Raw genomic sequence first — 22413 nt, 5'->3', positions numbered from 1 at the left:
TTTATCAACTAAACTCTGCTTTTTCGCCGATTTTGCTGCTTTAGTCCTTCGTAAAAACGTTTCCGTGAGGTGCCGTTCGCACCTCGACAAAATGTTGCGCGTGAACAAGCTGGGTCAATCGCAGTCTGTTCTGCATCGAATATTTAATTGCCGGGGCGCCATTGGCGCGTCGCTACCGTGAGATAGCCGTCCTCCATGTTTGGTTCCAACGACGACAAGAAGACCCCAGCTGCGGCTGGCGAGAAGAAAAGCCTGTTCGGATGGCTGCGCAAAAAGCCGCAGGAACCCGTCGTCGAACAGCCACCAGCCATTCCTGAACCAGCGCCGACGCCGGTCCCGGTAATAGAAGAAACGCCCGCGCCGGTTGTTCTGCCGATTGCCGAGCCGTCGCTGCAACCCAAGGTTGAAGCCGTTCCCCAGCCAGTCAGCGAAATCGTCACCGAACAGCCTCCGGCCCCGGCGGTCGAACCGTGGTTGACCCTGCCAGTGGCCGAAGAACCCGTGGCATTGGTCGAAAATGACCTGGCTCCTCACGTGACACCACCGATTCCGGCTCCGGCAGCGTTTACGCCAGCCCCGGTTCACGCGCCTGTGGTCGAACCGATTGTTGAGCCAGTCGTCGTGGCCGAGCCTGTGCCCGTTGTCAGTCAGCCAGAGGTTCCGGTATTCGTTGCTCCGGTTGCTCCGGTTGCTCCGGTTGCTCCGGTTGCTCCGGTTGCTTCGGTTGCTTCGGTTGCTCCGGTTGCTCAAGCACCGGCACCCGCTCCGATTCCTGAGCCGATCGCGGCGGCCGTCGAAGCCCCGGTCGAGCCGGTACGCACCGAAGAAACCAAAGCCGGTTTCTTCGCCCGCCTCAAGCAGGGCCTGTCCAAGACCAGCGCCAGTATCGGCGAAGGCATGGCCAGCCTGTTCCTGGGCAAAAAGGTCATTGATGACGAGTTGCTCGAAGACCTCGAAACCCGTTTGCTGACCGCCGACGTGGGCGTCGAAGCCACCTCGGTGATCATTCAGCGCCTGACGCAGAAGGTTGCGCGCAAGGAGCTGGCCGATGCCGATGCCCTGTACAAATCCCTGCAAGCCGAGCTGGCAGCGATGCTCAAGCCTGTCGAGCAGCCGCTGAAAATCGCCTCGCAAAACAAGCCGTTCGTGATTCTGGTCGTCGGCGTCAACGGTGCCGGCAAGACCACCACCATCGGCAAGCTGGCGAAGAAACTGCAGCTGGAAGGCAAGAAAGTCATGCTCGCCGCCGGCGACACCTTCCGTGCCGCGGCGGTGGAGCAATTGCAGGTATGGGGTGAGCGCAACAAGATCCCGGTGATCGCGCAGCACACTGGTGCCGACTCGGCCTCGGTGATCTTCGACGCCGTGCAGGCCGCCAAGGCCCGTGGCATCGATGTGCTGATCGCCGACACCGCCGGCCGCCTGCACACCAAAGACAACCTGATGGAAGAACTGAAAAAGGTTCGCCGGGTGATCGGCAAGCTCGACGCCGACGCACCTCACGAAGTGCTGTTGGTGCTTGACGCCGGTACCGGCCAGAACGCCATCAACCAGGCCAAGCAATTCAACCAGACCGTCGAACTGACTGGCCTGGCGCTGACCAAGCTCGACGGTACCGCCAAAGGCGGGGTGATTTTCGCCCTGGCCAAGCAATTCGGCCTGCCGATCCGCTACATTGGCGTCGGCGAAGGCATCGACGATTTGCGTACCTTTGAAGCAGAACCCTTTGTCCAGGCATTGTTTGCCGAGCGGGAGCGTTCATGATTCGTTTCGAACAGGTCGGTAAGCGCTACCCGAACGGTCACGTCGGCTTGCATGAGCTGAGCTTTCGAGTCCGTCGTGGCGAGTTCTTGTTTGTCACCGGCCATTCCGGCGCCGGTAAATCCACGCTGTTGCGCCTGTTGCTGGCGATGGAGCGCCCGACCAGCGGCAAGTTGCTGCTCGCCGGGCAAGACCTGAGCACCATCAGCAACGCGCAGATTCCTTTCTTGCGTCGGCAGATCGGCGTGGTGTTCCAGAATCACCAGTTGCTGTTCGATCGCACGGTGTTCAATAACGTCGCGTTGCCTTTGCAGATCCTGGGGCTGTCCAAGGCCGAGATCGCCAAGCGCGTGGACTCGGCACTGGAGCGCGTGGCGCTGTCGGATAAAACCGATCTGTACCCGGGTGACCTGTCCACCGGTCAGCAGCAGCGCGTCGGCATCGCCCGCGCCATCGTTCATCGTCCGGCCTTGCTGCTGGCGGATGAGCCGACCGGTAACCTCGACCCGCGCCTGGCCGCCGAGATCATGGGTGTGTTCGAAGACATCAATCGCCTGGGTACCAGCGTGCTGATCGCCAGTCACGACCTGGCCCTGATCGCCCGCATGCGCCATCGCATGCTGACCTTGCAACGCGGTCGATTGATCGGTGACGGGGAGGCTGCGGTATGAGTGCAACACGTAGCCCCAAGGTTTCCGAGCGTGTGGCCCCGAAGGCCGCCGATCCGCAGCCGCAAAAGAAAAAACACGACGATGACGACGGGCCGGATTTTGCCACGTTGTTCCGCGCCTGGATCGAAAGTCATCGCGCCAGTCTGGTGGACAGCCTGCGCCGCCTGGGCAAGCAGCCTATCGGCAGTTTTTTCACCTGCATGGTGATGGCGGTAGCACTGAGTTTGCCCATGGGGCTGTCACTTTTGCTAAGTAACGTCGAGCGTCTGGGTGGTTCCTGGCAGCGTGCGGCGCAGATTTCCCTGTATCTGGATCTTGAGGCCAAGCCGGCCGAAGGCGAAGCGCTGCGCGATCAGATCAAGGGCATGCCTGGCGTCGCCGAGGCCGAATACGTTGGCCGGGATCAGGCGCTGGAAGAGTTCCAGCAACAGTCCGGGCTGGGCGAGGCGCTCAAGGAGTTGCCGGAGAACCCGCTGCCGGGCGTGGTCCTGGTGACGCCGACTGAAGTCGACAAGCCGGCCCTTGAAGCATTAAGACAAAAACTATCCGAGCTGCCGAAGGTACAACAGGCGCAACTTGATTTAGTCTGGGTCGAGCGTCTGGCAGCCATCCTCAAGCTGGGTGACCGTTTTGTCTTCGGTCTGACCGTGCTTCTGGTTTCTGCATTACTTTTGGTGATAGGCAATACCATTCGTCTTCATATTGAAAACCGCCGCACAGAGATAGAAGTGATTAAACTGGTCGGCGGCACTGACAGCTATGTGCGCAGGCCCTTTCTGTATATGGGCGCGCTGTATGGCTTCGGTGCGGGGATTCTGTCCTGGGGCGTTCTGGCGTTCGGCCTTGATTGGCTGAACGACGCGGTGGTGGGGCTGGCCGGTTTGTACGGCAGTGATTTTGCGCTGGCTGGAGTGCCAGTTGCCGACGGTCTGTCTCTCTTGCTTGGCGCGGTGCTGTTGGGGTATATCGGTGCATGGATTGCAGTCGCACGCCACCTGAGGGAGCTTGCGCCTAAGTAGTATCATTTTGCTCGTATTGACCTTTCAGCGTTTATGGGTTTTAGGGAACTTGTCTTTCGGTTTCCGGTCAATTTTCGCAGTGCTGAACTGCACGAGTTTGTAAGTCGGAGGTTTTTTCGTATGACCAATTCTTTGCAACCTGCATATGCTCTGGTCCCGGGTGCGAACCTGGAGGCCTATGTGCACACCGTCAACAGCATTCCATTGCTGTCGCCGGAGCAGGAGCGTGAACTGGCCGAGAGTCTCTATTATGAGCAGGATTTGGGGGCGGCTCGGCAGATGGTGCTCGCCCACCTGCGTTTTGTCGTACATATCGCCCGTAGCTATTCCGGCTACGGTCTGGCTCAGGCTGACCTGATCCAGGAAGGCAACGTCGGCCTGATGAAGGCCGTGAAGCGCTTCAACCCGGAAATGGGCGTGCGCCTGGTGTCCTTTGCCGTGCACTGGATCAAGGCGGAAATCCACGAGTTCATCCTGCGCAACTGGCGCATCGTGAAAGTCGCGACCACCAAGGCCCAGCGCAAGTTGTTCTTCAACCTGCGCAGCCAGAAGAAGCGTCTGGCCTGGCTGAACAACGAAGAAGTCCATCGCGTAGCGGAAAGCCTGGGTGTAGAGCCTCGGGAAGTACGCGAGATGGAAAGCCGCCTGACCGGCCATGACATGGCCTTCGATCCGGCTGCCGAAGCGGACGACGACAGTGCATTCCAGTCGCCGGCCAACTATCTGGAAGACCACCGGTACGATCCGGCCCGTCAACTGGAAGATGCCGACTGGAGCGACAACTCCAACCACAACCTGCACGAAGCGCTGGAAGTGCTGGACGACCGCAGCCGTGACATCCTCTACCAGCGCTGGCTGGCGGAAGAAAAAGCCACGCTGCACGACCTGGCGCAGAAGTACAACGTGTCGGCCGAGCGTATTCGTCAGCTTGAGAAAAGCGCGATGAACAAGCTCAAGTTGTCGATCGCTGCGTAACTGGCGAGCAGGCAATAAAAAACGCCCCGATCATTGATCCTGTGGGAGCGAGCTTGCTCGCGATGAGGCCCGAACATTCAATATAAAAGTTGAATGTCAGGCCGTCATCGCGGGCAAGCCCGCTCCCACAGTGGTTTTCAGGGTCTGAAAAATTGGGATCAGTTATTGGGCCCAAGGCGCCCGGCGCGAATCGTTCAGCCCGACCAGATAGCTGTCGCCACCTAACTGGCTCATCTGTCTCCGAATCCAGCCTGCGCGTCGCGCCACGTAAGCGGTCGGATGGCTCGCACTCCACACGCGAGGGTTGGGCAGTACGGCGGCCAACAAGCTCGATTGCTGACGGCTGAGGTTCCTGGCGCTCACGCCAAAGTGATGCCGGGCCGCCGCTTCGGCGCCAAACACGCCGTCATCCCACTCGACACTGTTGAGGTACACCTCAAGAATTCGTTGCTTGGGCCAGAACACTTCGATCAGTCCGGTGAACCAGGCCTCCAGGCCTTTACGCAGCCAGCTGCGGCCAGACCACAGGAACAGGTTTTTCGAGACTTGCTGGCTGAGGGTACTGGCGCCACGGATCGAACCGCCGCGCTCGTTATGGGCAAACGCCGCCTGAATCGCGCCGATATCGAAGCCCCAGTGCTCCGGGAATTTCTGGTCTTCGCCGGCAATCACCGCGACTTTCAGGTCATCGGAGATTTCGTCCCAGGGTTTCCAGGTCCGTTGCAGGTCGATGGGTTCGCCGTCAAACCAGGATTCGATCTTGCGCTCGACCATCAGCGTCGTCCCCGGTGGCGGCACCACGCGAAAGATCAGCACCAGCAATACGCTGCCACCCATGAACCAGAGCACGGCCTTGGAGAAATGACGGAAATAGATACGCAGCATAGAGATGGCTTGGCCGAACCCGTTGAGCGGGCCATTATACAGACCCTTTGGATCGAAACTGACTGGAGTTCTGCATGCTGCGTGGCTTTCTGATGCTGGCCGCTTTTTTCGGCTTCACCGGTGTCGGCCTCGGGGCCTTTGCCGCCCATGGCCTGAAAAACCGTCTGACACCTGAATATCTGACGATTTTTCATACCGGCGTCACTTACCAACTGGTGCACACCCTGGCGCTGCTGGGCGTGGCGCTGCTGGCCACGCAGATTCCCGGCCGTTTGCTCACGTGGGCCGGCGCATCCTTTGCCATCGGCATCCTGCTGTTCTCCGGCAGCCTGTACGTGCTCACGCTGACGGGTATCAGCAAGCTTGGCATTGTCACCCCGTTCGGCGGCCTGGCCTTCCTCGCGGGCTGGCTCTGCCTGGGTCTCGCCGCCTGGCGCTTGCCGCTGACCACTTGACGCTTATTGCTGACCTTTAGGTCACGATCGGGCTAGAATGCCAGCCCCTAAAAATGATGGCGGCATCCGGCATGCGCATTCAGTTGAACGGCGAATCCTTTGAACTGCCCGACGGTGAAACCGTTGCGGCCCTGCTGACCCGTCTGGACCTGACCGGTCGCCGGGTGGCGGTCGAACTCAATCTGGATATCGTCCCGCGCAGTCAGCACGCAGACACCACGTTGAACGACGGCGACAACGTCGAGGTGGTGCACGCCATCGGCGGCGGCTAGCAGCCTCGCCCCAGTGGCCACAGAATTCTGCAAGTACCTCACCCCTACAGAGGATTTCCCATGAGCATCGTTCGCAGCGACAAGCCTTTCGTCCTGGCCGGTCGTACTTACCAGTCGCGTTTGCTGGTCGGTACCGGCAAGTACCGTGACATGGAAGAAACCCGCCTGGCCATCGAAGCCTCGGGTGCCGAGATCGTCACCTTCGCCGTGCGCCGCACCAACCTTGGCCAGATCGAGGGCGAGCCGAACCTGCTCGAAGTGCTGTCGCCGGATCGCTACACCTTCCTGCCGAACACCGCCGGTTGCTATGACGCTATCGAGGCCGTGCGCACCTGCCGCCTGGCTCGTGAGCTGCTCGATGGCCACAACCTGGTCAAGCTGGAAGTGCTGGCGGATCAGAAAACCCTGTTCCCCAACGTGATCGAAACCCTCAAGGCCGCCGAAACGCTGGTCAAGGAAGGCTTCGACGTGATGGTTTACACCAGTGACGACCCGATCATCGCCCGTCAGTTGGCGGAAATCGGTTGCATCGCGGTGATGCCGCTGGCCGGTCTGATCGGCTCCGGTCTGGGGATCTGCAATCCATATAACCTGCAGATCATCCTCGAAGAAGCCAAGATCCCGGTGCTGGTGGATGCTGGTGTCGGTACTGCTTCCGACGCCACTATCGCCATGGAACTGGGTTGTGATGCCGTGCTGATGAACTCGGCCATTGCCCACGCCCAGCAGCCGGTCATGATGGCCGAAGCCATGAAACATGCGATCGTCGCAGGCCGACTGGCCTACCTCGCCGGCCGCATGCCGAAAAAACTCTATGCCAGCGCCTCTTCGCCGCTGGATGGTCTGATCAAGTAAGAGCCATTGATGACTGAATCGAACGACACGCCTATCCAGACGGAAGAAGGCGACGAGCGCCAACACCGCCGCATCAAGAGTTTCGTGATGCGCGCCGGGCGCATGACCGAAGGCCAGCAAAAGGGCCTGGAGCAGGGCACTCCGCTGTTCGTGCTGCCGCTGGCCGACGCGCCGGTGGATTTCGACCAGGTGTTCGGTCGCTCGGCACCGCGCTCGCTGGAAATCGGTTTCGGCATGGGCCATTCGCTGCTGGAAATGGCAGCGGCTGCGCCGGATCAGGATTTCATTGGCGTTGAGGTTCACCGTCCGGGTGTCGGTGCGCTGCTCAATGGCGTGCTGACACAAGGCCTGACCAACCTGCGGGTCTACGATTGCGATGCGATCGAAGTGCTCAACCGCTGCGTGGCCGATAACAGCCTCGATCGCCTGATGCTGTTTTTCCCGGACCCGTGGCACAAGAGCCGTCACCACAAGCGTCGTATCGTTCAGGCGTCCTTCGCTGAGTTGGTGCGCAGCAAGTTGAAGGTTGGGGGCATTCTGCACATGGCCACCGACTGGGAACCGTACGCCGAATACATGCTGGAAGTGATGAACGTTGCGCCGGGTTACCGCAACCTTGCCGAAGACGGCAAGTGCGTGCCACGCCCGGCCGAGCGCCCGATCACCAAGTTCGAACGCCGTGGCGAGCGTCTTGGGCATGGGGTGTGGGATCTGAAGTTCGAGAAGCTGGCGTAAAACCTGTGGGAGCGAGCTTGCTCGCGATGGCGGCCTGGCAGTCAACAGAGATGTTGGATGTTATGGCATCATCGCGAGCAAGCTCGCTCCCACAGTTGTTTTAGGGTGTGGCTGAGATCAGCGGCGGTCAGCGACCACGCCAATCAACACCAGCACCACCAACAACACCGGCGCCAGGCTGTAGTTGTTGAACTGGCTCAAGCCGCGCACGACCCAGGGCGTGGCATAGATCAGTGCCGCACCGCTACCAACCATGCACAGCAGGGACATCAGTGGCACACGCAAGGCGCCGGCGATGCTGCCCAGGCGTTGCTCGACCCAGCCTTTGAAATCCGCACCAAACAGCACCAGCAGGCAGCCCACCAGGGCCAGGGCGATTTCCGAGAGGTTGCTGCGGCTCCAGCGAGACACAGTGGCAAGCAGGTCGAGTACCAAATCCATTCGATTTCCTTATGTCAGAAATTTCTGCAGCAAGTCGTTGAGGAAGAGTTGTCCGCGCTCGGTGGCTACCAGACGTGAAGGTTCGACCTGCAACAGGCCGCTTTGTTCGGCTTCACGGCGGCCTTCAGCGAGGCTTTCCAGCGTCATGCCGGTACGTTCAGGGTACAGCCGCGATTCGACGCCTTCAGTCAGGCGCAGTGCGTTCATCAGGAATTCGAACGGCATTTCATCGTTGCCCAGCGCTTTCTCGCCGGCCTTAAAGCTTTTCGCCGGATTCAGGTAATCCTTCGGCAGGCGGGTCTTCCAGGTGCGAATGATGCGCCCGTCCGGATGGCTGAGCTTGCCATGGGCGCCGGCGCCGATGCCAATGAAGTCGCCAAAACTCCAGTAATTGAGGTTGTGGCGCGCCGGGCGACCGGGCAGGGCATAGGCCGAGACTTCGTATTGCGCGTAACCATGTTCAGCCAGCAGTGCTTGCCCGGCCTCCTGAATGTCCCACAGCGTGTCGTCTTCCGGCAGAGTCGGTGGCTGGTTCCAGAATACTGTGTTCGGTTCCAGGGTCAGTTGATACCACGACAGGTGAGTCGGTTTCAGGGCGATGGCTGTGCGCAGGTCCGCCAAGGCATCGTCCAGGGACTGATTCGGCAAGCCATGCATCAAGTCCAGGTTGAAGTTGTCGAACCCGGCCTGCCGCGCCATACCGGCGGCGCGTACGGCTTCGTCACCGTTATGAATCCGTCCCAGGGCCTCGAGCTTTTCTTGCTGAAAGCTCTGAATACCGATCGACAGGCGATTGATCCCCAGTTTCCGGTACGCCACGAACTTGTCTTGCTCGAACGTCCCCGGATTGGCTTCCAGCGTGATTTCGATGTCGCTGGCAAACGGAATGCGCTGTTCGACGCCTTTGAGCAAGCGACCCAGCGAATCAGCGCTGAACAGGCTTGGCGTGCCGCCACCAAAGAAAATCGAGCTCAGCTCACGACCATAAACGGCGTGCAGGTCCTGATCGAGATCGGCCAGCAATGCGTCGACGTACTCTTCTTCCGGCAGCACGGGGCTGGCGGTGTGGGAGTTGAAGTCGCAATAAGGGCATTTGCGCACGCACCACGGGATGTGGATATACAGCGCCAGCGGCGGCAGCACTGGCAGGGCCGCCCGAGGCGATAGAGCATCGCCGCCGAAGATCAGCGGCGAAGCGGATGATTCACGGGTCATTTCAAGCCCAGACGCTGGCGCAGCAGATCCATTGCACGGGCGCGGTGGCTGATCTGGTTCTTGTCGCCTGGGTTCAGTTCGGCGCTGGAGCAATCGCGCTCCGGCACCCAGAACAGCGGGTCGTAGCCAAAACCGTGTTCGCCGCTGGCCTGGGTCAGGATTCGCCCGTGCCACAAACCTTCGCAGAGGATCGGCAACGGATCATCGGCGTGGCGCACCAGTGCCAGCACGCATACGAACTGCGCGCCACGTTCGGCTTCAGGCACGTCTTTCAACACGTCGAGCAGCTTGGCGTTGTTCGCCGCATCGCCCTTGCCATCGGCATAACGCGCCGAGTAGATACCGGGCGCGCCGCCAAGGAAATCCACTGCCAGCCCGGAATCGTCGGCCAGCGCCGGCAGGCCGGAAATGCGCGCGGCATTGCGGGCCTTGAGGATGGCGTTCTCGACGAACGACAAACCGGTCTCTTCGGGCTCGACGCTGCTGAACTCGCCGATCGAGCGCAGGTGCACCGACTCGCCGAGCATGGCCTGGAGTTCCTTGAGTTTGCCGGCGTTATGGCTGGCCAGTACGAGTTGCGTGAAGTTGATCATTGGCCAGGGAAGAGCTCTTGGTTGAAATTGATGGTGTTGATCTTGTCGCCGGTCTGCACCTTGATGTTGAAGGTGCGGATTTCCTGCTGCGGTACCGGGTATTGGGCGATGTAGTAAATCGCTCCTTGCTCGGTGACCTGCTTGAAGTTCAGTGTGTAGCTTTGGCTGGTCAGGTCTTTGACGGTGCCGCTGACGTCGGCCGCCATCGGCGTGCCGGCCTTGATCACCGAAATGTTGATCACGCCCTGATCCTTGCTGCGGGTCAGCTGGGCAGCCTTGGCAACGTCCGGTAGCAGGTAGGTGGAGTTGAAGGTGTTGTAGTGCACCGTCACGTCACCGAAGGTTTCCTTGCGTTCGCTCTTGATGGCGTCGGCGGCCATGGCGGTGACGCTCAGGCAGGCAGTGAGTAGAAACAACGCTAGACGACCCATGATCGTTCTCCTTGAAGTAGGGTGGATCAGACCGCGACCTTGTGGTCGGAAAGTCCCGGACTGCTGACGCGGTAGATACCGATCTCACCTAACAGATTAGGCCATAGCTTGCTGGCCCACCCGTGCCGATGCTGTTGATCCACGGCCAGCCGATCAATGACCTTCGCTTCACGTTCGCGACACAAGGCTTCAAAGTCGGCGAAGGTGCAGAAGTGAATGTTCGGAGTGTTGTACCAGGTGTACGGCAGGAACTCGGAAACCGGCATGCGGCCCTTGCTCGCCAGGTACCAGCGGCACCGCCAGTGGCCGAAGTTGGGGAAGGTGATGATGCACTGGCGACCGACGCGCAGCATTTCCTCGAGGATCCTGTCAGGGTAGTGCACCGCTTGCAGCGCCTGGGTCATGACCACGACATCGAAACTGTTGCTGGCAAAGTTGCCCAGGCCCTTGTCCAGGTCCTGTTCGATGACGTTGATGCCCTTGGCCACGCACTCGGCGATATTGTCGGCGTCGTTTTCCAGGCCATAACCGGTGACTTGCTTGTTATCGCGCAGCCAGGTCAGCAGTTCGCCATCGCCGCACCCGAGGTCGAGCACGCGGCTGCCGGCGGGGATCCATTCCTGGATGATTTCCAGATCAGCTCTCATGGCTTTCTCACAACGTAATGCGGTTCATGTAATTGCCGAATGCCTGCAGGTAGCGCGGGATCGGAATCAGGAAGGCGTCGTGGCCTTGCGGAGCGTCGATCTCGAGGTAGCAGACGTCCTTGCGCGCGGCCATCAGCGCGTCCACCAGTTCCCGCGAGCGGGCAGGGGAGAAGCGCCAGTCGGTGGTGAACGACATCACGCAGAACTTGGCCTTGGCGCCTTCAAAGGTTTTCGCCAGGTTATCGTCGAAGTTCGCCGCCGGATCGAAGTAGTCGAGCGCTTTGGTCATCAACAGGTAGGTGTTGGCATCAAAGCGCCCGGAAAACTCCTCGCCCTGATAGCGCAGGTAGCTTTCCACCTGGAACTCGACGCTGTGGAAGTCGTAGTTGAGCTTCTCACTCTTGAGCCCGCGGCCGAATTTCTCGCCCATGGAGTCGTCGGACAGGTAGGTGATGTGCCCGACCATCCGCGCCAGCATCAGGCCGCGCTTGGGGATCACGTTGTGTTCCTGGAACGAACCGCCGTGGAATTCCGGGTCGGTGAGGATCGCCTGGCGCGCCACTTCGTTGAACGCGATGTTCTGCGCCGACAGCTTGGGTGCCGAGGCAATGGCCAGGCAGTGACGGATGCGGTCAGGGTAAGTGATGCTCCATTGCATCGCCTGCATGCCGCCGAGGCTGCCGCCGATCACGGCCGCGAACTGGGCGATGCCGAGACGGTCCGCCAGGCGCGCCTGGCTGTGCACCCAGTCTTCCACGGTCAATACCGGAAAGTCGGCGCCGAACGGCTTGCCGGTGTCCGGGTTGATACTGCTCGGGCCGGTGGAACCGTTGCAGCCGCCGAGGTTGTTCAGGCTGACCACGAAGAACTTGCTGGTGTCGATCGGCTTGCCGGGACCGATGCAGCTGTCCCACCAACCGGGTTTGCGGTCGTCGGCGCTGTGGTAGCCGGCGGCGTGGTGATGGCCGGACAGGGCGTGGCAGATCAGCACGGCGTTGCTCGCCGTGGCGTTGAGCGTGCCGTAGGTTTCGTAGATCAGGTCATAGGCCGGGAGCGAGCGACCGCAGGCCAACGCCAGGGGTTCGCTGAAGTGCGCCACTTGCGGCGTCACCAGACCAACAGAATCGGGGGGAAAGGCAGCTGGCATCGACCCTGCTCTCATTGAAATGAGGCGTAAGTCTAAAGACCGCTGGGGTTAGCGGCAAGCAACGATCGGGCCTGATTTCATTCAGCAGAACCGCGGTGCGGCCTTCGCGAGCAAGCCCGCTCCCACAGGATTGATGCGGTCCATGTGGGAGCGAGCTTGCTCGCGATGAACGATGACGCGGTCAGCCTGCCGGACGCACCAGATCAGGCAAGTCCGGCAACTTCTTCGGCGAGCAGATTCGCACCCGTTTCTGCCGGTTCAACTCGCCACTGATCAGGCTGACCTGGCTCTTGGACACGCCAAAGGCCTTGGCCAGAAACGCCATCAGATGCGCGTTGGCCTTGCCCTCGACCGGCGGCGCGGTCAGGCGGATCTTCAGGCGATCGCCGTGCAGCCCGCAGAAGTCATCACTGCGGGCTGCCGGTTGCAGGTGACACTCCAGAATCAGGTCGTCACCGTCCCAGCGAAACCAGCTCACCGGGTCAGATCAACACGCGGAGGATTTGCGGCATCATGGTCATGGCGGCGAGGTTGTTGATCACCAGCATGTCGATCAGCTTGAGTGCCAGGAACGCAAAGATCGGCGACAGATCCAGGCCGCCCAGGCTCGGCAGGAACTTGCGGAACGGCGCCAGGGCCGGTTCGCAGACGTCGTTCACCAGCTCGGCGCCCGGGTTATGGCTGCCCGGGGCGACCCAGGACAGGATCACGCTGATGATCAGGGCGAAGAAGAAAATCTTCATGAACAGCGCGGTCACGCCAATGATCGACCAGATCAGCAATTGCAGCGGGTTGCCGATGGTACCGTAGGTCAGCAGCAGGGTCAGGGCCATCAGCGCCAGTTGCACCAGGATCGCCAGCACCAGCGAGGACATGTCCAGGCCGAACACGCTCGGGATGATCCGGCGCAGCGGCTTGAGCAGCGGCTGGGTGGCCTTGACGATGAACTGGCAGATCGGGTTGTAGAAGTTCGCCCGCACCAGTTGCAGTACGAAACGCATCAGCACGATCAGCAGGTACAGGCTGCCGAGGGTTTGCAGCACGTAGACCGCTGCGGTATTCAATCCAATCATGAAAAGCTCCTTATTGACCCAGTTGTTCGGCCATCTCGGCCGAGCGATGCGCGGCAGCGCCGAGTGCTTTTTCGACCAAGGCTTCAAAGCCATTGGCCTGGAACGACTTGATTGCAGCTTCCGTGGTGCCGGCAGGCGAGGTGACACGGCGGCGTAACTCGGCCGCGTCGACGTCGCTGGAGACTGCCATATGTGCGGCGCCCAGGGCGGTTTGCAAGGTCAGTTGCGCAGCGATGTCCGCCGGCAGGCCGAGTTTCACCCCGGCGGCGGTCATGGCCTCGATCAGCAGGAAGAAATACGCCGGGCCCGAGCCGGAAACAGCGGTGACGGCATCCAATTGCTGCTCGTCATTCAGCCATAGGGCGATGCCCACCGCGGACAGCAGTTCCTGGGCCTGCTGACGCTGTTCGGCTGACACTTCGGCTGTTGCGAACAGGCCGCTCGCACCCTGACGCACCAGCGCCGGGGTGTTGGGCATGCAGCGCACGATCGGCTGGGCGCCGAGCCAGTTGTTCATGCTGGCGCAGGTGATGCCAGCGGCAATCGAAACCACCAGTTGATGGGGCTTGAGGCTTGGGCGAATGGCTTCGCACACGGCTTTCATCGCCTGGGGTTTGACCGCCAGCACGACCACGTCGGCACCGTCGATGGCCTGGGCGTTGTCGGCAAAGGTTTCTATGCCGTGTTCAGCGCTCACGCGGGCGCGGGTTTCTTCGCCCGGATCGCTGGCGCGGATCTGTGCCGCTTCCAGACCCTTGGCCCGCAGGCCGCCGATCAGACTGGCGGCCATGTTGCCGGCACCGATAAAGGCAATACGTGTCTTGCTCATGTCAGGTCCTTATAAAGAGAAGAGTCAGCCATTTTTCAAGGCTGGCCGTAGTCGCGGGCGCCAAACAGGGCGGTACCGATCCGCACCCAAGTGGCGCCTTGGGCGATGGCCGATTCGAGATCGTGGCTCATGCCCATGGAAAGTGTGTCGAGCGGCAGGTTCAGGCTGGCTTGCAGGCTTTGCACGGTAGCGAAAGCGGCATCCTGGGTGGCGCGATCTTCCGTCGGCTCGGGGATTGCCATCAATCCGCGCAGTTTCAGGCGCGGCAGGGCGCAGATGGCGTTGGCCAGGGCCGGCAGATCGGCCGGGGTGCAGCCGGACTTGCTGGCCTCGCCGCTGACATTGACCTGAATGCAGATGTTCAAGGGCGGCAAATCGGCGGGACGTTGTTCGGACAGCCGTTGTGCGATTTTCAGGCGATCCACGGAATGCACCCAGTCGAAGTGCTCGGCGATAGCGCGAGTCTTGTTCGATTGAATGGGGCCGATGAAGTGCCAGATCAAGGGCAGGTCGGCCAGTTCGAGTTGCTTGCCCAACGCTTCCTGAAGGTAGTTCTCGCCAAAGTCGCGCAGGCCGGCGGCGTAGGCTTCACGCAGGTCTTGAGCGGGTTTGGTCTTGCTCACAGCCAGCAACTGGACGCTGTTTTCGGCGCGGTTCGCGGCAAGTGTTGCAGCATGTATGCGCGAACTAACCTGAAGAATGTTGTCTGCTATGGTGGACATCAAGAGGCGCCAGCGGTCTGAAGGTTCGCGGCATTCTACTGGAATTGAGAGGCGCTATGGATATCACTGAGCTGCTGGCATTCAGCGCCAAACAGGGGGCATCCGATCTGCACTTGTCCGCCGGCCTGCCGCCGATGATTCGCGTCGACGGTGATGTGCGACGCATCAATTTGCCGGCCCTGGATCACCAACAGGTGCAGACTCTGATCCATGCCATCATGAATGACGCCCAGCGGGTGGACTTCGAAAAGCATCTGGAAACCGACTTTTCCTTTGAAGTGCCCGGCGTGGCGCGCTTTCGGGTCAATGTGTTCAACCAGAACCGTGGCGCGGGCGCGGTGTTTCGCACCATCCCGGCGAAAGTGCAGAGCATGGATGAGCTGGGCATGGGCGACGTGTTCCGCAAGATGACCGACGCTCCCCGTGGCCTGGTGCTGGTAACCGGCCCGACCGGTTCCGGCAAGTCCACTACGCTGGCGGCGATGATCGATTACCTCAATACCCATCGCCATCACCATATCCTCACCATCGAAGACCCCATCGAGTTCGTTCACGAGTCGCGCAAATGCCTGATCAATCAGCGTGAAGTCCATCGTGATACCCGTAGTTTCGCCACCGCCTTGCGTTCGGCACTGCGGGAAGACCCGGATGTGATCCTGGTGGGGGAGATGCGCGATCTGGAAACCATTCGCCTGGCGTTGACCGCTGCCGAAACCGGCCATCTGGTGTTCGGCACGCTGCACACCACGTCGGCGGCGAAAACCATCGACCGGGTGGTCGATGTGTTTCCGGGGGACGAGAAGTCGATGGTGCGCTCGATGCTCTCCGAGTCGCTGCTGGCGGTGGTGTCCCAGACCCTGGTGAAGAAAATCGGCGGCGGACGCATCGCGGCCCACGAGATCATGCTGGGGACATCGGCGATCCGGAACCTGATCCGCGAGGACAAGGTGGCGCAGATGTACTCGGCGATTCAGTCGGGAGGGTCGTTGGGGATGCAGACGCTGGATATGAGCTTGAAGGACCTGGTGACCAAGGGGTTGGTCAGTCGTGACCATGCGCGGGAGAAGGCGCGGTCGCCGGATAATTTTTGAGGAAGATTTGAGGTGCTTTCAAGGGTCTCTTCGCGAGCAAGCTCGCTCCCACAGGGGAGTGCATTCCAAAGTGGGAGCGAGCTTGCTCGCGAAGGGGGTCATCATGTTCAAGCACTTTCCAAGGGCATTCCCCGGAAATTCAAATCAGCGCTGAACAACCCGCAACGCATTCTGTTCTTTCGGCAGAACCCGCTTGGCAACCACGTAGTGGTTTTCCCAGTACGGTTTCTTCAAAGTGTCGATGGATACCGACTTGCCACGACGTGGCGCGTGGATGAAGCGGTCGTTACCCAGGTAAATGGCAACGTGATTGACCCGACGACTCTTGATGTTGAAGAAAATCAGGTCGCCCGGCTTCAGGTCGTTGCGATCGACTTTCTCCCCATGACCGCTGGCCATGGCGTTGGAGGTGCGTGGCAGGTCGAACGTGGCGTCGTTGAACGCGTATTTCACCAGGCCGCTGCAATCGAAGCCTTTGCTTGGGCTGCTGCCGCCCCAACGATAAGGGGTACCGAGGACGTTCACCGCGCGGCTAAGCACGTCGCTGCTTTCCTTGGTGCCCATCGGTGGAACCAGGCCGCTTTTGCTGCTGGCCAGGCTTGGAGCATATTTAGCGGATTTCTTGTCTTTGCTCGAAGGAGCAGAGGCATGGGATTTTGGGGTGTAACCATTAACGTTTGGAAGACGTTGCTCACGATTGGTGGCGTGGGCGGCCAGTGGCATCAAAAGGCAAATGGTTAGCCATGTCTTGAAAAATGAACGCATTAGGCAAGGCTCTTAATAGGTTAGCGCGCAACTTTATAACAGCTTTTTTGCCGCTTCCGAGGCCGTTGGTCGATTCAATCCGGGGGGCAATGGTGGCAAAAAAGCGGCAAAATGGTGCAATTGTCGGACAGGAGTCCGGTGTTACAAGGCTTTGACGGGAGTGAAGGTAGCACTTGCCATACGTCGGGTGCCTGTAAAAAAGTCACAAAGAATTAAAGAATATTTATCTATCGTGTGAATCGAGGTCATTCATGAACCCCTATCAACAGGCTGTCCAGCAGCAAGACACCCACAGCAAAGTGATCGGTTACCTGCTGTGGATTTTCGGTTTTACCGGGGCTCACCGCTTCTATTACGGCAGGCCGGTGACCGGGACGATCTGGTTCTTCACCTTCGGCTTGCTGGGGATCGGTTGGCTGATCGACCTTTTCCTGATCCCGTCCATGGACCGTGAAGCGGACCTGCGGTTCACCGCAGGTCCCGTCGAATACAACGTGGCGTGGATCCTGCTGACGTTTCTCGGGGTGTTCGGCGTGCACCGGATGTATCAGGGGAAATGGATCAGCGGGTTGCTGTACCTGCTGACGGGCGGGTTGTTCTTTCTCGGGGTGCTGTATGACTTCTGGACGTTGAATGACCAGGTTTCTGTGCGTAATGCGCAGAATAGAGGCGCCTTCTAAATCGCCTTCGCGAGCAAGCCCGCTCCCACATTTGATCTTCGGTGTACACAAATACTGTGTTCATCGCAGAACCAATGTGGGAGCGGGCTTGCTCGCGAATGCAGGCGACGCGGTCTTAAGCCTGGTGGCTAATCCGTCCATCCACCAGGGTGTAACGCACCACACCCGGCAGGCTGTGGCCAATGAACGGGCAGTTTTCGCCCTTGGACAGCCATGTTTCACCGGCCACGGTCGAGGCCGCAGGGTCGAACAGCACGATGTCCGCCGCGCCACCTACCGCCAGTTTGCCTGCCGGCAGGCGCAGGGCCTCTGCAGGGCCGGCGCTCAGGCGGTTGATCAGTGTCGGCAGGTCCAGCAAGCCGTCTTCGACCAGGGTCATTGCCAGTGGCAATAGCAGTTCAACGCTGCTGATGCCTGGCTCGGTCGCGCCGAACGGTGCCAGTTTGGCGTCACGCTCATGGGGTTGGTGATGACTGGAGATGGCCGAGATCACGCCCGACTTCACCGCTGCGCGCAGGCCGTCGCGGTCGGCGCGGGTGCGTAGCGGTGGCTGGACGTGATACAGGCTGCTGAAGTCGATCAGGGCTTCGTCGGTCAGGATCAGCTGGTACAGGGCGACATCCGCTGTCACCTTCAGGCCCCGGGCCTGGGCCTGGGCGATCAGCTCTACGCCGCGTGCGCTGGTGAGCTGGCTGAAGTGCGCGCGCACGCCGGTCTGTTCAACCAGCAGCAGATCCCGGGCCAGGGCGACGGTTTCAGCGCTTTCCGGGATGCCCGGCAGGCCAAGGAAGCTGGCGGTCGGGCCTTCGTGAGCCAGGCCGCCCTCGGCCAGGTCGTAATCCTGGGAGTTGAAAATCACCGTCAGGTCGAAAGTCGCTGCGTAGTCCAGCGCGCGGCACAGGGTGCGGGTGTTGCGGAAACTCTCCAGGCCGTTGCCGAAGGCCACGCAACCGGCATCGCGCAATGCTACGAGCTCTGCCAGCTGTTCACCGTCCAGGCCTTTGCTCAGGGCGCCGATCGGGAAGACTTTGGTGTTGCCGGCCTCGCGGGCACGGTCGAGGATCAGTTCGGCCACCGCCGAGGTGTCCAGCACCGGTTTGGTCTTTGGCGGGCAGCACAGGCTGGTCACGCCGCCAGCCGCCGCCGCGCGGGTTTCGCTGACAATCGAGCCTTTGCGGCTGTAACCCGGCTCGCGCAGGGCAACGTTGAGGTCGACCAGGCCGGGAGCGGCCACCAGGCCTTTGGCGTCAATCGTGTCGACGGCGACAAAACCGGCTGGCGCCGCGCCAAGGGCGACGACTTTGCAGGCTTCAATGTGGATATCGGTCACTTGATCCAGGCCGCTGGCCGGATCGATCACGCGGGCGCCGAGAATGCTGAGCTTCACTGGGCTTTCTCCTGCTCGAATTGGCCTTGCTCGAATTGGCGTTGCGCAGTCTGCCCGCTCATGGCCATGGACAGTACCGCCATACGAATGGCGATCCCGTAGGTCACCTGGTTGAGGATCACCGAGTGCGGGCCGTCGGCCACCGCAGACTCGATTTCCACGCCACGGTTGATCGGCCCCGGGTGCATCACGATGGCATCGGGCTTGGCGCCGGCCAGGCGCGCGGTGGTCAGGCCGAACAGGCGGTAGAACTCGCCTTCGCTCGGCAACAGGCCGCCGGTCATGCGTTCACGCTGCAGGCGCAACATGATCACCACGTCGACGTCCTTCAGGCCTTCGGTCATGTCGGTGTAGACCTTCACGCCGTATTGCTCGATGCCGATCGGCAGCAGGGTTTTCGGCGCAATCACGCGAATATCCGGGCAACCCAGGGTTTTCAGGGCCAGCATGTTCGAGCGCGCAACCCGCGAGTGCAGGATGTCGCCGACGATGGCCACCGAAAGGTTTTCGAACCCGCCCTTGTGCCGGCGGATGGTGAGCATGTCGAGCATGCCCTGGGTCGGGTGAGCGTGCCGGCCGTCACCGCCGTTGATGATCGCCACTTGTGGGCAAACATGTTCGGCGATGAAGTGCGCGGCACCCGAATCGCCGTGGCGCACGACGAACATGTCGGCAGCCATGGCTTCCAGGTTGCGCAGGGTGTCGAGCAGGGTTTCGCCCTTGCTTGCCGACGATGTCGACACGTTGAGGGTGATCACGTCCGCCGAGAGGCGCTGGGCCGCCAGTTCGAAGGTGGTGCGGGTACGGGTGGAGTTCTCGAAGAACACGTTGCACACGGTCTTGCCGCGCAGCAGCGGGACTTTCTTCACGGCCCGGGCGCCGACTTCAAGGAAGGAGTCGGCAGTGTCGAGGATTTCCGTCAACAGTTCGCGGCGCAAACCGTCGAGCGAGAGGAAGTGGCGCAGCTGGCCCTGATCATTGAGCTGCAGCGGGCGCTTGGTTTCTAGAGGCGTCATCGCAAGGGGGACTCTCAATAGGGCGAATTAAAGGGCGAGGTCTTGCAGTTCGAGCGCGAGCTCGGGACCGGACAGCTTCACCCGTTCGTGGGCCGCCAGCGACAGGGTCGCGCCAACCACGTTCGGGCGGATCGGCAGTTCGCCGGCGTCCAGGTCCAGCAGGCACACCAGCGTTACGCTGGCCGGGCGGCCGTAGTCGAAAAGTTCGTTCATGGCGGCGCGAATGGTCCGGCCGCTCATCAGCACGTCGTCGATCAGCACCAGGTGCTGGCCTTCGATCTCGAACGGCAACGCCGAAGGGCGAACCTGCGGGTGCAGGCCGTTCTGGCTGAAATCGTCGCGGTAGAAGGACACGTCCAGGGTGCCGAGGGGGTCATTGCTGCCCAGCTCCTTGAGCAGAGCCTGGGCCACCCAGACGCCGCCGGTGCGGATGCCGATGAAACGCGGGTCGCTGATGCCTCGTTTGGCCAGATAGGCGTCAAGTCGGGTCGCCATCTGGCTGATCAGTTCGGCGGGATTGGGCAGGCTCATGGTTGCTCCTTCTTGGGCCCGAGCCAGCCTGTGCGGGAAGTGGCTCGGGTTGTAGCTAAGAGAGACGCACAGCGGCTCTTCAGGATTCAAACAGTGCGGTGTTTTCGTCGAGCCAGCCTTGCAGCAGCAGGGCGGCGGCGATGGCATCGACCGGGTTGTCGCGGTAACTGCCTTTCTGGCCACCACGAGCCAGGCGTTCGCCCTTGGCCTCGAAGGTGGTCAGGCGTTCATCGTGGGTATAGAAGGGCAAATTGAAGCGGCCGTTCAGGCGCCGGGCGAACTTTTCCGCGCGGGCGCACATGTCGCTGGGCGTACCGTCCATGTTCAACGGCAGGCCGACCACCACGGCATCGGGTTTCCACTCTTTGATGAGGGCTTCGACCTGGTTCCAGTCAGGAATGCCGTTCTGCGCCTTCAGGGTGCACAGCTCGCGGGCCTGGCCGGTGATCACCTGGCCGACCGCAACGCCGATCTGTTTGGTGCCGTAGTCAAAACCCAGAATCAGCTTCAGGGCCATCAGGCGTGCCCCGCCTGGCTGGTCAGCAGGCTGAGGTTGACGCCCAGGTGTTTGGCGGCCGCTTCCAGACGCAGTTCGCTGCTGGTGTTGAACAGGATGTCCGCGTCGAACGGGCAGTTCAGCCAGGCGTTCTGCGCCAGTTCGGCCTCCAGTTGCCCGGCTTCCCAACCGGCGTAGCCGAGGGCGATCAGGCTTTTTGCCGGACCGACGCCGTCAGCGATGGCGAACAGCACGTCCTGGGAGGTCGACAGGGCCAACTCGTCTTCCAGATCAACGGTCGCCTGGAAGCTCTGGCCCTTGGGGTGAAGGACGAAACCGCGATCGGTCTGCACCGGGCCACCGATGAAGATCGGTACATGCTGGCAGAGCGCTGGAGGTTCGATTTCCGGGCGCAATTGCTCAAGGATATCGGCCAGGTTCAGATCTTGCGGACGGTTGACCACCAGCCCCATGGCGCCATTGGCCGTGTGCTCGACGATGTAGGTCAAGGTGTGCGCAAAGTTCGGGTCGGCCATGTGCGGCATGGCGATCAGGAATTGATGCTTGAGGTAGCTGGGGCTGACGTTTTTCATGACCGCTAGTGTGGCGTTCGAGGGGCGAACTGACAAGCTGGGGATGCACAGGAATTAGCGCAATTCTGTAGGAGCGAGCTTGCTCGCGATGGTCGTCAAGGATAACGCTGCCAGGTTGACACCCCGCGGTGCTCTCAGGTTTATCGCGAGCAAGCTCGCTCCTACAGGTGGGGGGGTGTGGTCAGTTACTGGAGAGGCGATCGCCGCGAGCAAACTTCCAGGTGCGGATGATCTCCAGCCGGTCAATATCCGACAAATCCCCGGTAAACGGTGCAAACGGTGCCGCCAGCCGGACGATCCGTTGCGCCGCCTGGTCCAGCAGCGGCTGGCCTGAAGACTCCAGCACCAGCACTTCATACAACGAGCCATCACGGTTGATCGACACCATCAGGCGCAAGTTGCCATAGATCTGTTTGCGCCGCGCTTCGTCGGGGTAGTTGAGGTTGCCGATGCGCTCGACTTTCTTGCGCCATTCGTCCTTGTACCAGGCGCCCTTGTCGCGCATGGTCGAGGCCGCGCTCAAGCGGTGAATGCGCGGGCGCTTGGCGTACAGCTGTTGTTCGGCGGCCAGTTCCGCTTCCAGGCTGGCGATGTCGCTGGACAGTTGCTCGCTGTCGAAGGTCGGCGCCTGGACCTGGGTTTTTACCTCGGTCTTGGGCTCCTCGGTCTTGGCGGGGGCTTTTTTCGGCTTCGGCGCCACGGTGGTCACGGCAGCCTTGGGCGGGGCTTCCTGCACTTCAGGCTTGGCAGCCGGCGGTGGCGTGACTTTTTGTACCTTGTTGTCCTGGAACGGCGCGACCTCGGTGGTCTTGGGAATCGCCTTTTTATCCAGGGTGCCGCTGCCTTGCTGATTCTCCTGGGCCAGGAAATCGGCTTTCTCGGGCTTTTTTTCGCTTTTGAAGGTGGCGAGGGTGATTTCCAGGGTTTTGCTGATCTGCTTGGGCTCGACCACTGCAAACCCGACACCCAACAGCAAGGCCAGGTGGATCAGCGCTGCCAGAAACAGGGTAAAACCGAGGCGATCGACCGGGCGCACGCCACGGTGGGCGAGTTCGGCAGGCAGATCGGACGGGAGTGTCATGACAAGGAAACCAACATCGCGTTTTCACAGGCCGCGCATGATAACGC

General features: G+C 60.9%; 28 protein-coding genes. 10 read left to right on the top strand and 18 right to left on the bottom strand.

The genetic code is table 11. The annotated features are described in order from the left end of the window. Positions 1–195: 195 nt before the first annotated feature. The 4 genes from ftsY (at position 196) to rpoH (ending at position 4426) form a co-directional block, all read left to right on the top strand. A complete protein-coding gene (ftsY, locus tag AC1Q6Y_RS00830) occupies positions 196–1764 on the top strand; it encodes a signal recognition particle-docking protein FtsY (RefSeq protein WP_492623907.1) in 1569 nt (522 codons plus the stop codon). Next, positions 1761–2432, top strand: a complete 672-nt coding sequence (ftsE, locus tag AC1Q6Y_RS00825) for a cell division ATP-binding protein FtsE (protein WP_007975383.1) — start codon at positions 1761–1763, stop codon at positions 2430–2432. The genes ftsY and ftsE overlap by 4 nt, the downstream gene beginning before the upstream one ends. Next, positions 2429–3451, top strand: a complete 1023-nt coding sequence (ftsX, locus tag AC1Q6Y_RS00820; RefSeq protein WP_057712907.1) for a permease-like cell division protein FtsX — start codon at positions 2429–2431, stop codon at positions 3449–3451. Before ftsE ends, ftsX begins: the two co-directional genes overlap by 4 nt. 120 nt (positions 3452–3571) lie before the next feature. Then, a complete protein-coding gene (rpoH, locus tag AC1Q6Y_RS00815) occupies positions 3572–4426 on the top strand; it encodes an RNA polymerase sigma factor RpoH (protein WP_007975386.1) in 855 nt (284 codons plus the stop codon). Between the two features lie 162 nt (positions 4427–4588). On the opposite strand, the gene mtgA is transcribed toward rpoH, so the two are convergent. Continuing rightward, positions 4589–5311 carry a monofunctional biosynthetic peptidoglycan transglycosylase gene (mtgA, locus tag AC1Q6Y_RS00810; protein WP_057712908.1) on the bottom strand — a complete coding sequence of 241 codons (723 nt, stop codon included), beginning with the start codon at positions 5309–5311 and terminating at the stop codon, positions 4589–4591. Positions 5312–5385: 74 nt separating this feature from the next. Between mtgA and AC1Q6Y_RS00805 the strand changes: the two genes are divergently transcribed. The 4 genes from AC1Q6Y_RS00805 (at position 5386) to trmB (ending at position 7628) form a co-directional block, all read left to right on the top strand. Further along, entirely contained in the window at positions 5386–5766 is a 381-nt protein-coding gene (locus tag AC1Q6Y_RS00805; protein ID WP_057712909.1) for a DUF423 domain-containing protein, read from the top strand. Between the two features lie 71 nt (positions 5767–5837). Then, the gene (gene thiS, locus AC1Q6Y_RS00800; protein WP_007953386.1) at positions 5838–6038 is read left to right on the top strand and encodes a sulfur carrier protein ThiS; all 201 of its coding nucleotides are present in this window, start codon (positions 5838–5840) and stop codon (positions 6036–6038) included. Between the two features lie 60 nt (positions 6039–6098). Next, on the top strand, positions 6099–6893 hold the full coding sequence (locus AC1Q6Y_RS00795; RefSeq protein ID WP_007975390.1) for a thiazole synthase: 795 nt from the start codon (positions 6099–6101) through the stop codon (positions 6891–6893). A 9-nt stretch (positions 6894–6902) separates the two neighbouring features. Further along, the gene (trmB, locus tag AC1Q6Y_RS00790) at positions 6903–7628 is read left to right on the top strand and encodes a tRNA (guanosine(46)-N7)-methyltransferase TrmB (protein WP_057712910.1); all 726 of its coding nucleotides are present in this window, start codon (positions 6903–6905) and stop codon (positions 7626–7628) included. A gap of 117 nt (positions 7629–7745) precedes the next feature. Here trmB and AC1Q6Y_RS00785 read toward each other — a convergent pair whose 3' ends face one another. The 10 genes from AC1Q6Y_RS00785 to AC1Q6Y_RS00740 all read right to left on the bottom strand — a co-directional run bounded on the left by AC1Q6Y_RS00785 (position 7746) and on the right by AC1Q6Y_RS00740 (position 14726). Then, positions 7746–8069 (bottom strand): DUF3392 domain-containing protein, encoded by a 324-nt coding sequence (locus AC1Q6Y_RS00785; RefSeq protein WP_102670623.1) that lies wholly within the window; start codon positions 8067–8069, stop codon positions 7746–7748. Between the two features lie 9 nt (positions 8070–8078). Beyond that, positions 8079–9284: a radical SAM family heme chaperone HemW gene (hemW, locus tag AC1Q6Y_RS00780; RefSeq protein ID WP_407516172.1), complete on the bottom strand. Its 1206-nt coding sequence runs from the start codon at positions 9282–9284 to the stop codon at positions 8079–8081. Then, entirely contained in the window at positions 9281–9877 is a 597-nt protein-coding gene (gene rdgB, locus AC1Q6Y_RS00775; protein WP_154860966.1) for an RdgB/HAM1 family non-canonical purine NTP pyrophosphatase, read from the bottom strand. Before rdgB ends, hemW begins: the two co-directional genes overlap by 4 nt. Beyond that, positions 9874–10308 (bottom strand): DUF4426 domain-containing protein, encoded by a 435-nt coding sequence (locus tag AC1Q6Y_RS00770; RefSeq protein WP_057712913.1) that lies wholly within the window; start codon positions 10306–10308, stop codon positions 9874–9876. The genes rdgB and AC1Q6Y_RS00770 overlap by 4 nt, the downstream gene beginning before the upstream one ends. Before the next feature lie 26 nt (positions 10309–10334). Continuing rightward, positions 10335–10955 carry a methionine biosynthesis protein MetW gene (gene metW, locus AC1Q6Y_RS00765; protein WP_056726485.1) on the bottom strand — a complete coding sequence of 207 codons (621 nt, stop codon included), beginning with the start codon at positions 10953–10955 and terminating at the stop codon, positions 10335–10337. 7 nt (positions 10956–10962) lie between these two features. Continuing rightward, a complete protein-coding gene (gene metX, locus AC1Q6Y_RS00760; RefSeq protein ID WP_008046479.1) occupies positions 10963–12102 on the bottom strand; it encodes a homoserine O-succinyltransferase MetX in 1140 nt (379 codons plus the stop codon). Positions 12103–12283: 181 nt separating this feature from the next. Continuing rightward, positions 12284–12580: a DUF167 domain-containing protein gene (locus AC1Q6Y_RS00755; RefSeq protein ID WP_090451949.1), complete on the bottom strand. Its 297-nt coding sequence runs from the start codon at positions 12578–12580 to the stop codon at positions 12284–12286. 4 nt (positions 12581–12584) lie between these two features. Then, a complete protein-coding gene (locus AC1Q6Y_RS00750; protein WP_057712914.1) occupies positions 12585–13175 on the bottom strand; it encodes a YggT family protein in 591 nt (196 codons plus the stop codon). Positions 13176–13185: 10 nt separating this feature from the next. Beyond that, entirely contained in the window at positions 13186–14004 is an 819-nt protein-coding gene (gene proC / locus AC1Q6Y_RS00745) for a pyrroline-5-carboxylate reductase (protein ID WP_340312868.1), read from the bottom strand. Positions 14005–14039: 35 nt separating this feature from the next. Then, positions 14040–14726: a YggS family pyridoxal phosphate-dependent enzyme gene (locus AC1Q6Y_RS00740; RefSeq protein ID WP_057712916.1), complete on the bottom strand. Its 687-nt coding sequence runs from the start codon at positions 14724–14726 to the stop codon at positions 14040–14042. A 56-nt stretch (positions 14727–14782) separates the two neighbouring features. On the opposite strand from AC1Q6Y_RS00740, the gene AC1Q6Y_RS00735 reads away from it, so the two are divergent. After that, entirely contained in the window at positions 14783–15817 is a 1035-nt protein-coding gene (locus AC1Q6Y_RS00735; RefSeq protein WP_154947802.1) for a type IV pilus twitching motility protein PilT, read from the top strand. Positions 15818–15961: 144 nt separating this feature from the next. Here the strand turns inward: AC1Q6Y_RS00735 and AC1Q6Y_RS00730 are convergent, their stop codons facing one another. After that, complete coding sequence (locus AC1Q6Y_RS00730) at positions 15962–16582, bottom strand: C40 family peptidase (RefSeq protein WP_057712918.1); 621 nt, start codon at positions 16580–16582, stop codon at positions 15962–15964. A 251-nt stretch (positions 16583–16833) separates the two neighbouring features. On the opposite strand from AC1Q6Y_RS00730, the gene AC1Q6Y_RS00725 reads away from it, so the two are divergent. Next, positions 16834–17262 (top strand): NINE protein, encoded by a 429-nt coding sequence (locus tag AC1Q6Y_RS00725; protein WP_057712919.1) that lies wholly within the window; start codon positions 16834–16836, stop codon positions 17260–17262. A gap of 115 nt (positions 17263–17377) precedes the next feature. On the opposite strand, the gene AC1Q6Y_RS00720 is transcribed toward AC1Q6Y_RS00725, so the two are convergent. The 6 genes from AC1Q6Y_RS00720 to AC1Q6Y_RS00695 form a co-directional block, all read right to left on the bottom strand. Further along, positions 17378–18649, bottom strand: coding sequence for a dihydroorotase (locus tag AC1Q6Y_RS00720; protein WP_218494698.1), 1272 nt, complete (start codon positions 18647–18649; stop codon positions 17378–17380). Further along, positions 18646–19665 (bottom strand): aspartate carbamoyltransferase catalytic subunit, encoded by a 1020-nt coding sequence (locus AC1Q6Y_RS00715; RefSeq protein ID WP_046039254.1) that lies wholly within the window; start codon positions 19663–19665, stop codon positions 18646–18648. Before AC1Q6Y_RS00715 ends, AC1Q6Y_RS00720 begins: the two co-directional genes overlap by 4 nt. Positions 19666–19692: 27 nt before the next feature. After that, on the bottom strand, positions 19693–20196 hold the full coding sequence (gene pyrR / locus AC1Q6Y_RS00710) for a bifunctional pyr operon transcriptional regulator/uracil phosphoribosyltransferase PyrR (RefSeq protein WP_057712921.1): 504 nt from the start codon (positions 20194–20196) through the stop codon (positions 19693–19695). Between the two features lie 79 nt (positions 20197–20275). Next, positions 20276–20713: a Holliday junction resolvase RuvX gene (ruvX, locus tag AC1Q6Y_RS00705; protein ID WP_056726497.1), complete on the bottom strand. Its 438-nt coding sequence runs from the start codon at positions 20711–20713 to the stop codon at positions 20276–20278. Then, positions 20713–21285, bottom strand: coding sequence for a YqgE/AlgH family protein (locus AC1Q6Y_RS00700; protein ID WP_057712922.1), 573 nt, complete (start codon positions 21283–21285; stop codon positions 20713–20715). The genes ruvX and AC1Q6Y_RS00700 overlap by 1 nt, the downstream gene beginning before the upstream one ends. A gap of 181 nt (positions 21286–21466) precedes the next feature. Next, positions 21467–22366 (bottom strand): energy transducer TonB, encoded by a 900-nt coding sequence (locus tag AC1Q6Y_RS00695; protein WP_057712923.1) that lies wholly within the window; start codon positions 22364–22366, stop codon positions 21467–21469. Positions 22367–22413: the final 47 nt, after the last annotated feature.

Source organism: Pseudomonas sp. GW823-FHT06E10 (genome assembly GCF_058794995.1).
This window is presented reverse-complemented; position numbering and strand designations above follow the sequence as displayed.

Bases quoted from the DNA above. Each gene is read 5' to 3' on its own strand.
- trmB (WP_057712910.1), top strand. From the start codon at position 6,903: ATGACTGAATCGAACGACACGCCTATCCAGACGGAAGAAGGCGACGAG.
- AC1Q6Y_RS00730 (WP_057712918.1), bottom strand. From the start codon at position 16,582: ATGCGTTCATTTTTCAAGACATGGCTAACCATTTGCCTTTTGATGCCA.
- AC1Q6Y_RS00725 (WP_057712919.1), top strand. From the start codon at position 16,834: ATGAACCCCTATCAACAGGCTGTCCAGCAGCAAGACACCCACAGCAAA.
- ftsX (WP_057712907.1), top strand. From the start codon at position 2,429: ATGAGTGCAACACGTAGCCCCAAGGTTTCCGAGCGTGTGGCCCCGAAG.
- AC1Q6Y_RS00740 (WP_057712916.1), bottom strand. From the start codon at position 14,726: ATGTCCACCATAGCAGACAACATTCTTCAGGTTAGTTCGCGCATACAT.
- AC1Q6Y_RS00795 (WP_007975390.1), top strand. From the start codon at position 6,099: ATGAGCATCGTTCGCAGCGACAAGCCTTTCGTCCTGGCCGGTCGTACT.
- hemW (WP_407516172.1), bottom strand. From the start codon at position 9,284: ATGACCCGTGAATCATCCGCTTCGCCGCTGATCTTCGGCGGCGATGCT.
- ftsY (WP_492623907.1), top strand. From the start codon at position 196: ATGTTTGGTTCCAACGACGACAAGAAGACCCCAGCTGCGGCTGGCGAG.
- AC1Q6Y_RS00700 (WP_057712922.1), bottom strand. From the start codon at position 21,285: ATGAAAAACGTCAGCCCCAGCTACCTCAAGCATCAATTCCTGATCGCC.
- metW (WP_056726485.1), bottom strand. From the start codon at position 10,955: ATGAGAGCTGATCTGGAAATCATCCAGGAATGGATCCCCGCCGGCAGC.
- AC1Q6Y_RS00735 (WP_154947802.1), top strand. From the start codon at position 14,783: ATGGATATCACTGAGCTGCTGGCATTCAGCGCCAAACAGGGGGCATCC.
- rpoH (WP_007975386.1), top strand. From the start codon at position 3,572: ATGACCAATTCTTTGCAACCTGCATATGCTCTGGTCCCGGGTGCGAAC.
- proC (WP_340312868.1), bottom strand. From the start codon at position 14,004: ATGAGCAAGACACGTATTGCCTTTATCGGTGCCGGCAACATGGCCGCC.
- mtgA (WP_057712908.1), bottom strand. From the start codon at position 5,311: ATGCTGCGTATCTATTTCCGTCATTTCTCCAAGGCCGTGCTCTGGTTC.
- thiS (WP_007953386.1), top strand. From the start codon at position 5,838: ATGCGCATTCAGTTGAACGGCGAATCCTTTGAACTGCCCGACGGTGAA.
- AC1Q6Y_RS00785 (WP_102670623.1), bottom strand. From the start codon at position 8,069: ATGGATTTGGTACTCGACCTGCTTGCCACTGTGTCTCGCTGGAGCCGC.
- AC1Q6Y_RS00750 (WP_057712914.1), bottom strand. From the start codon at position 13,175: ATGATTGGATTGAATACCGCAGCGGTCTACGTGCTGCAAACCCTCGGC.
- AC1Q6Y_RS00805 (WP_057712909.1), top strand. From the start codon at position 5,386: ATGCTGCGTGGCTTTCTGATGCTGGCCGCTTTTTTCGGCTTCACCGGT.
- AC1Q6Y_RS00715 (WP_046039254.1), bottom strand. From the start codon at position 19,665: ATGACGCCTCTAGAAACCAAGCGCCCGCTGCAGCTCAATGATCAGGGC.
- pyrR (WP_057712921.1), bottom strand. From the start codon at position 20,196: ATGAGCCTGCCCAATCCCGCCGAACTGATCAGCCAGATGGCGACCCGA.
- AC1Q6Y_RS00770 (WP_057712913.1), bottom strand. From the start codon at position 10,308: ATGGGTCGTCTAGCGTTGTTTCTACTCACTGCCTGCCTGAGCGTCACC.
- ftsE (WP_007975383.1), top strand. From the start codon at position 1,761: ATGATTCGTTTCGAACAGGTCGGTAAGCGCTACCCGAACGGTCACGTC.
- ruvX (WP_056726497.1), bottom strand. From the start codon at position 20,713: ATGGCCCTGAAGCTGATTCTGGGTTTTGACTACGGCACCAAACAGATC.
- metX (WP_008046479.1), bottom strand. From the start codon at position 12,102: ATGCCAGCTGCCTTTCCCCCCGATTCTGTTGGTCTGGTGACGCCGCAA.
- rdgB (WP_154860966.1), bottom strand. From the start codon at position 9,877: ATGATCAACTTCACGCAACTCGTACTGGCCAGCCATAACGCCGGCAAA.
- AC1Q6Y_RS00695 (WP_057712923.1), bottom strand. From the start codon at position 22,366: ATGACACTCCCGTCCGATCTGCCTGCCGAACTCGCCCACCGTGGCGTG.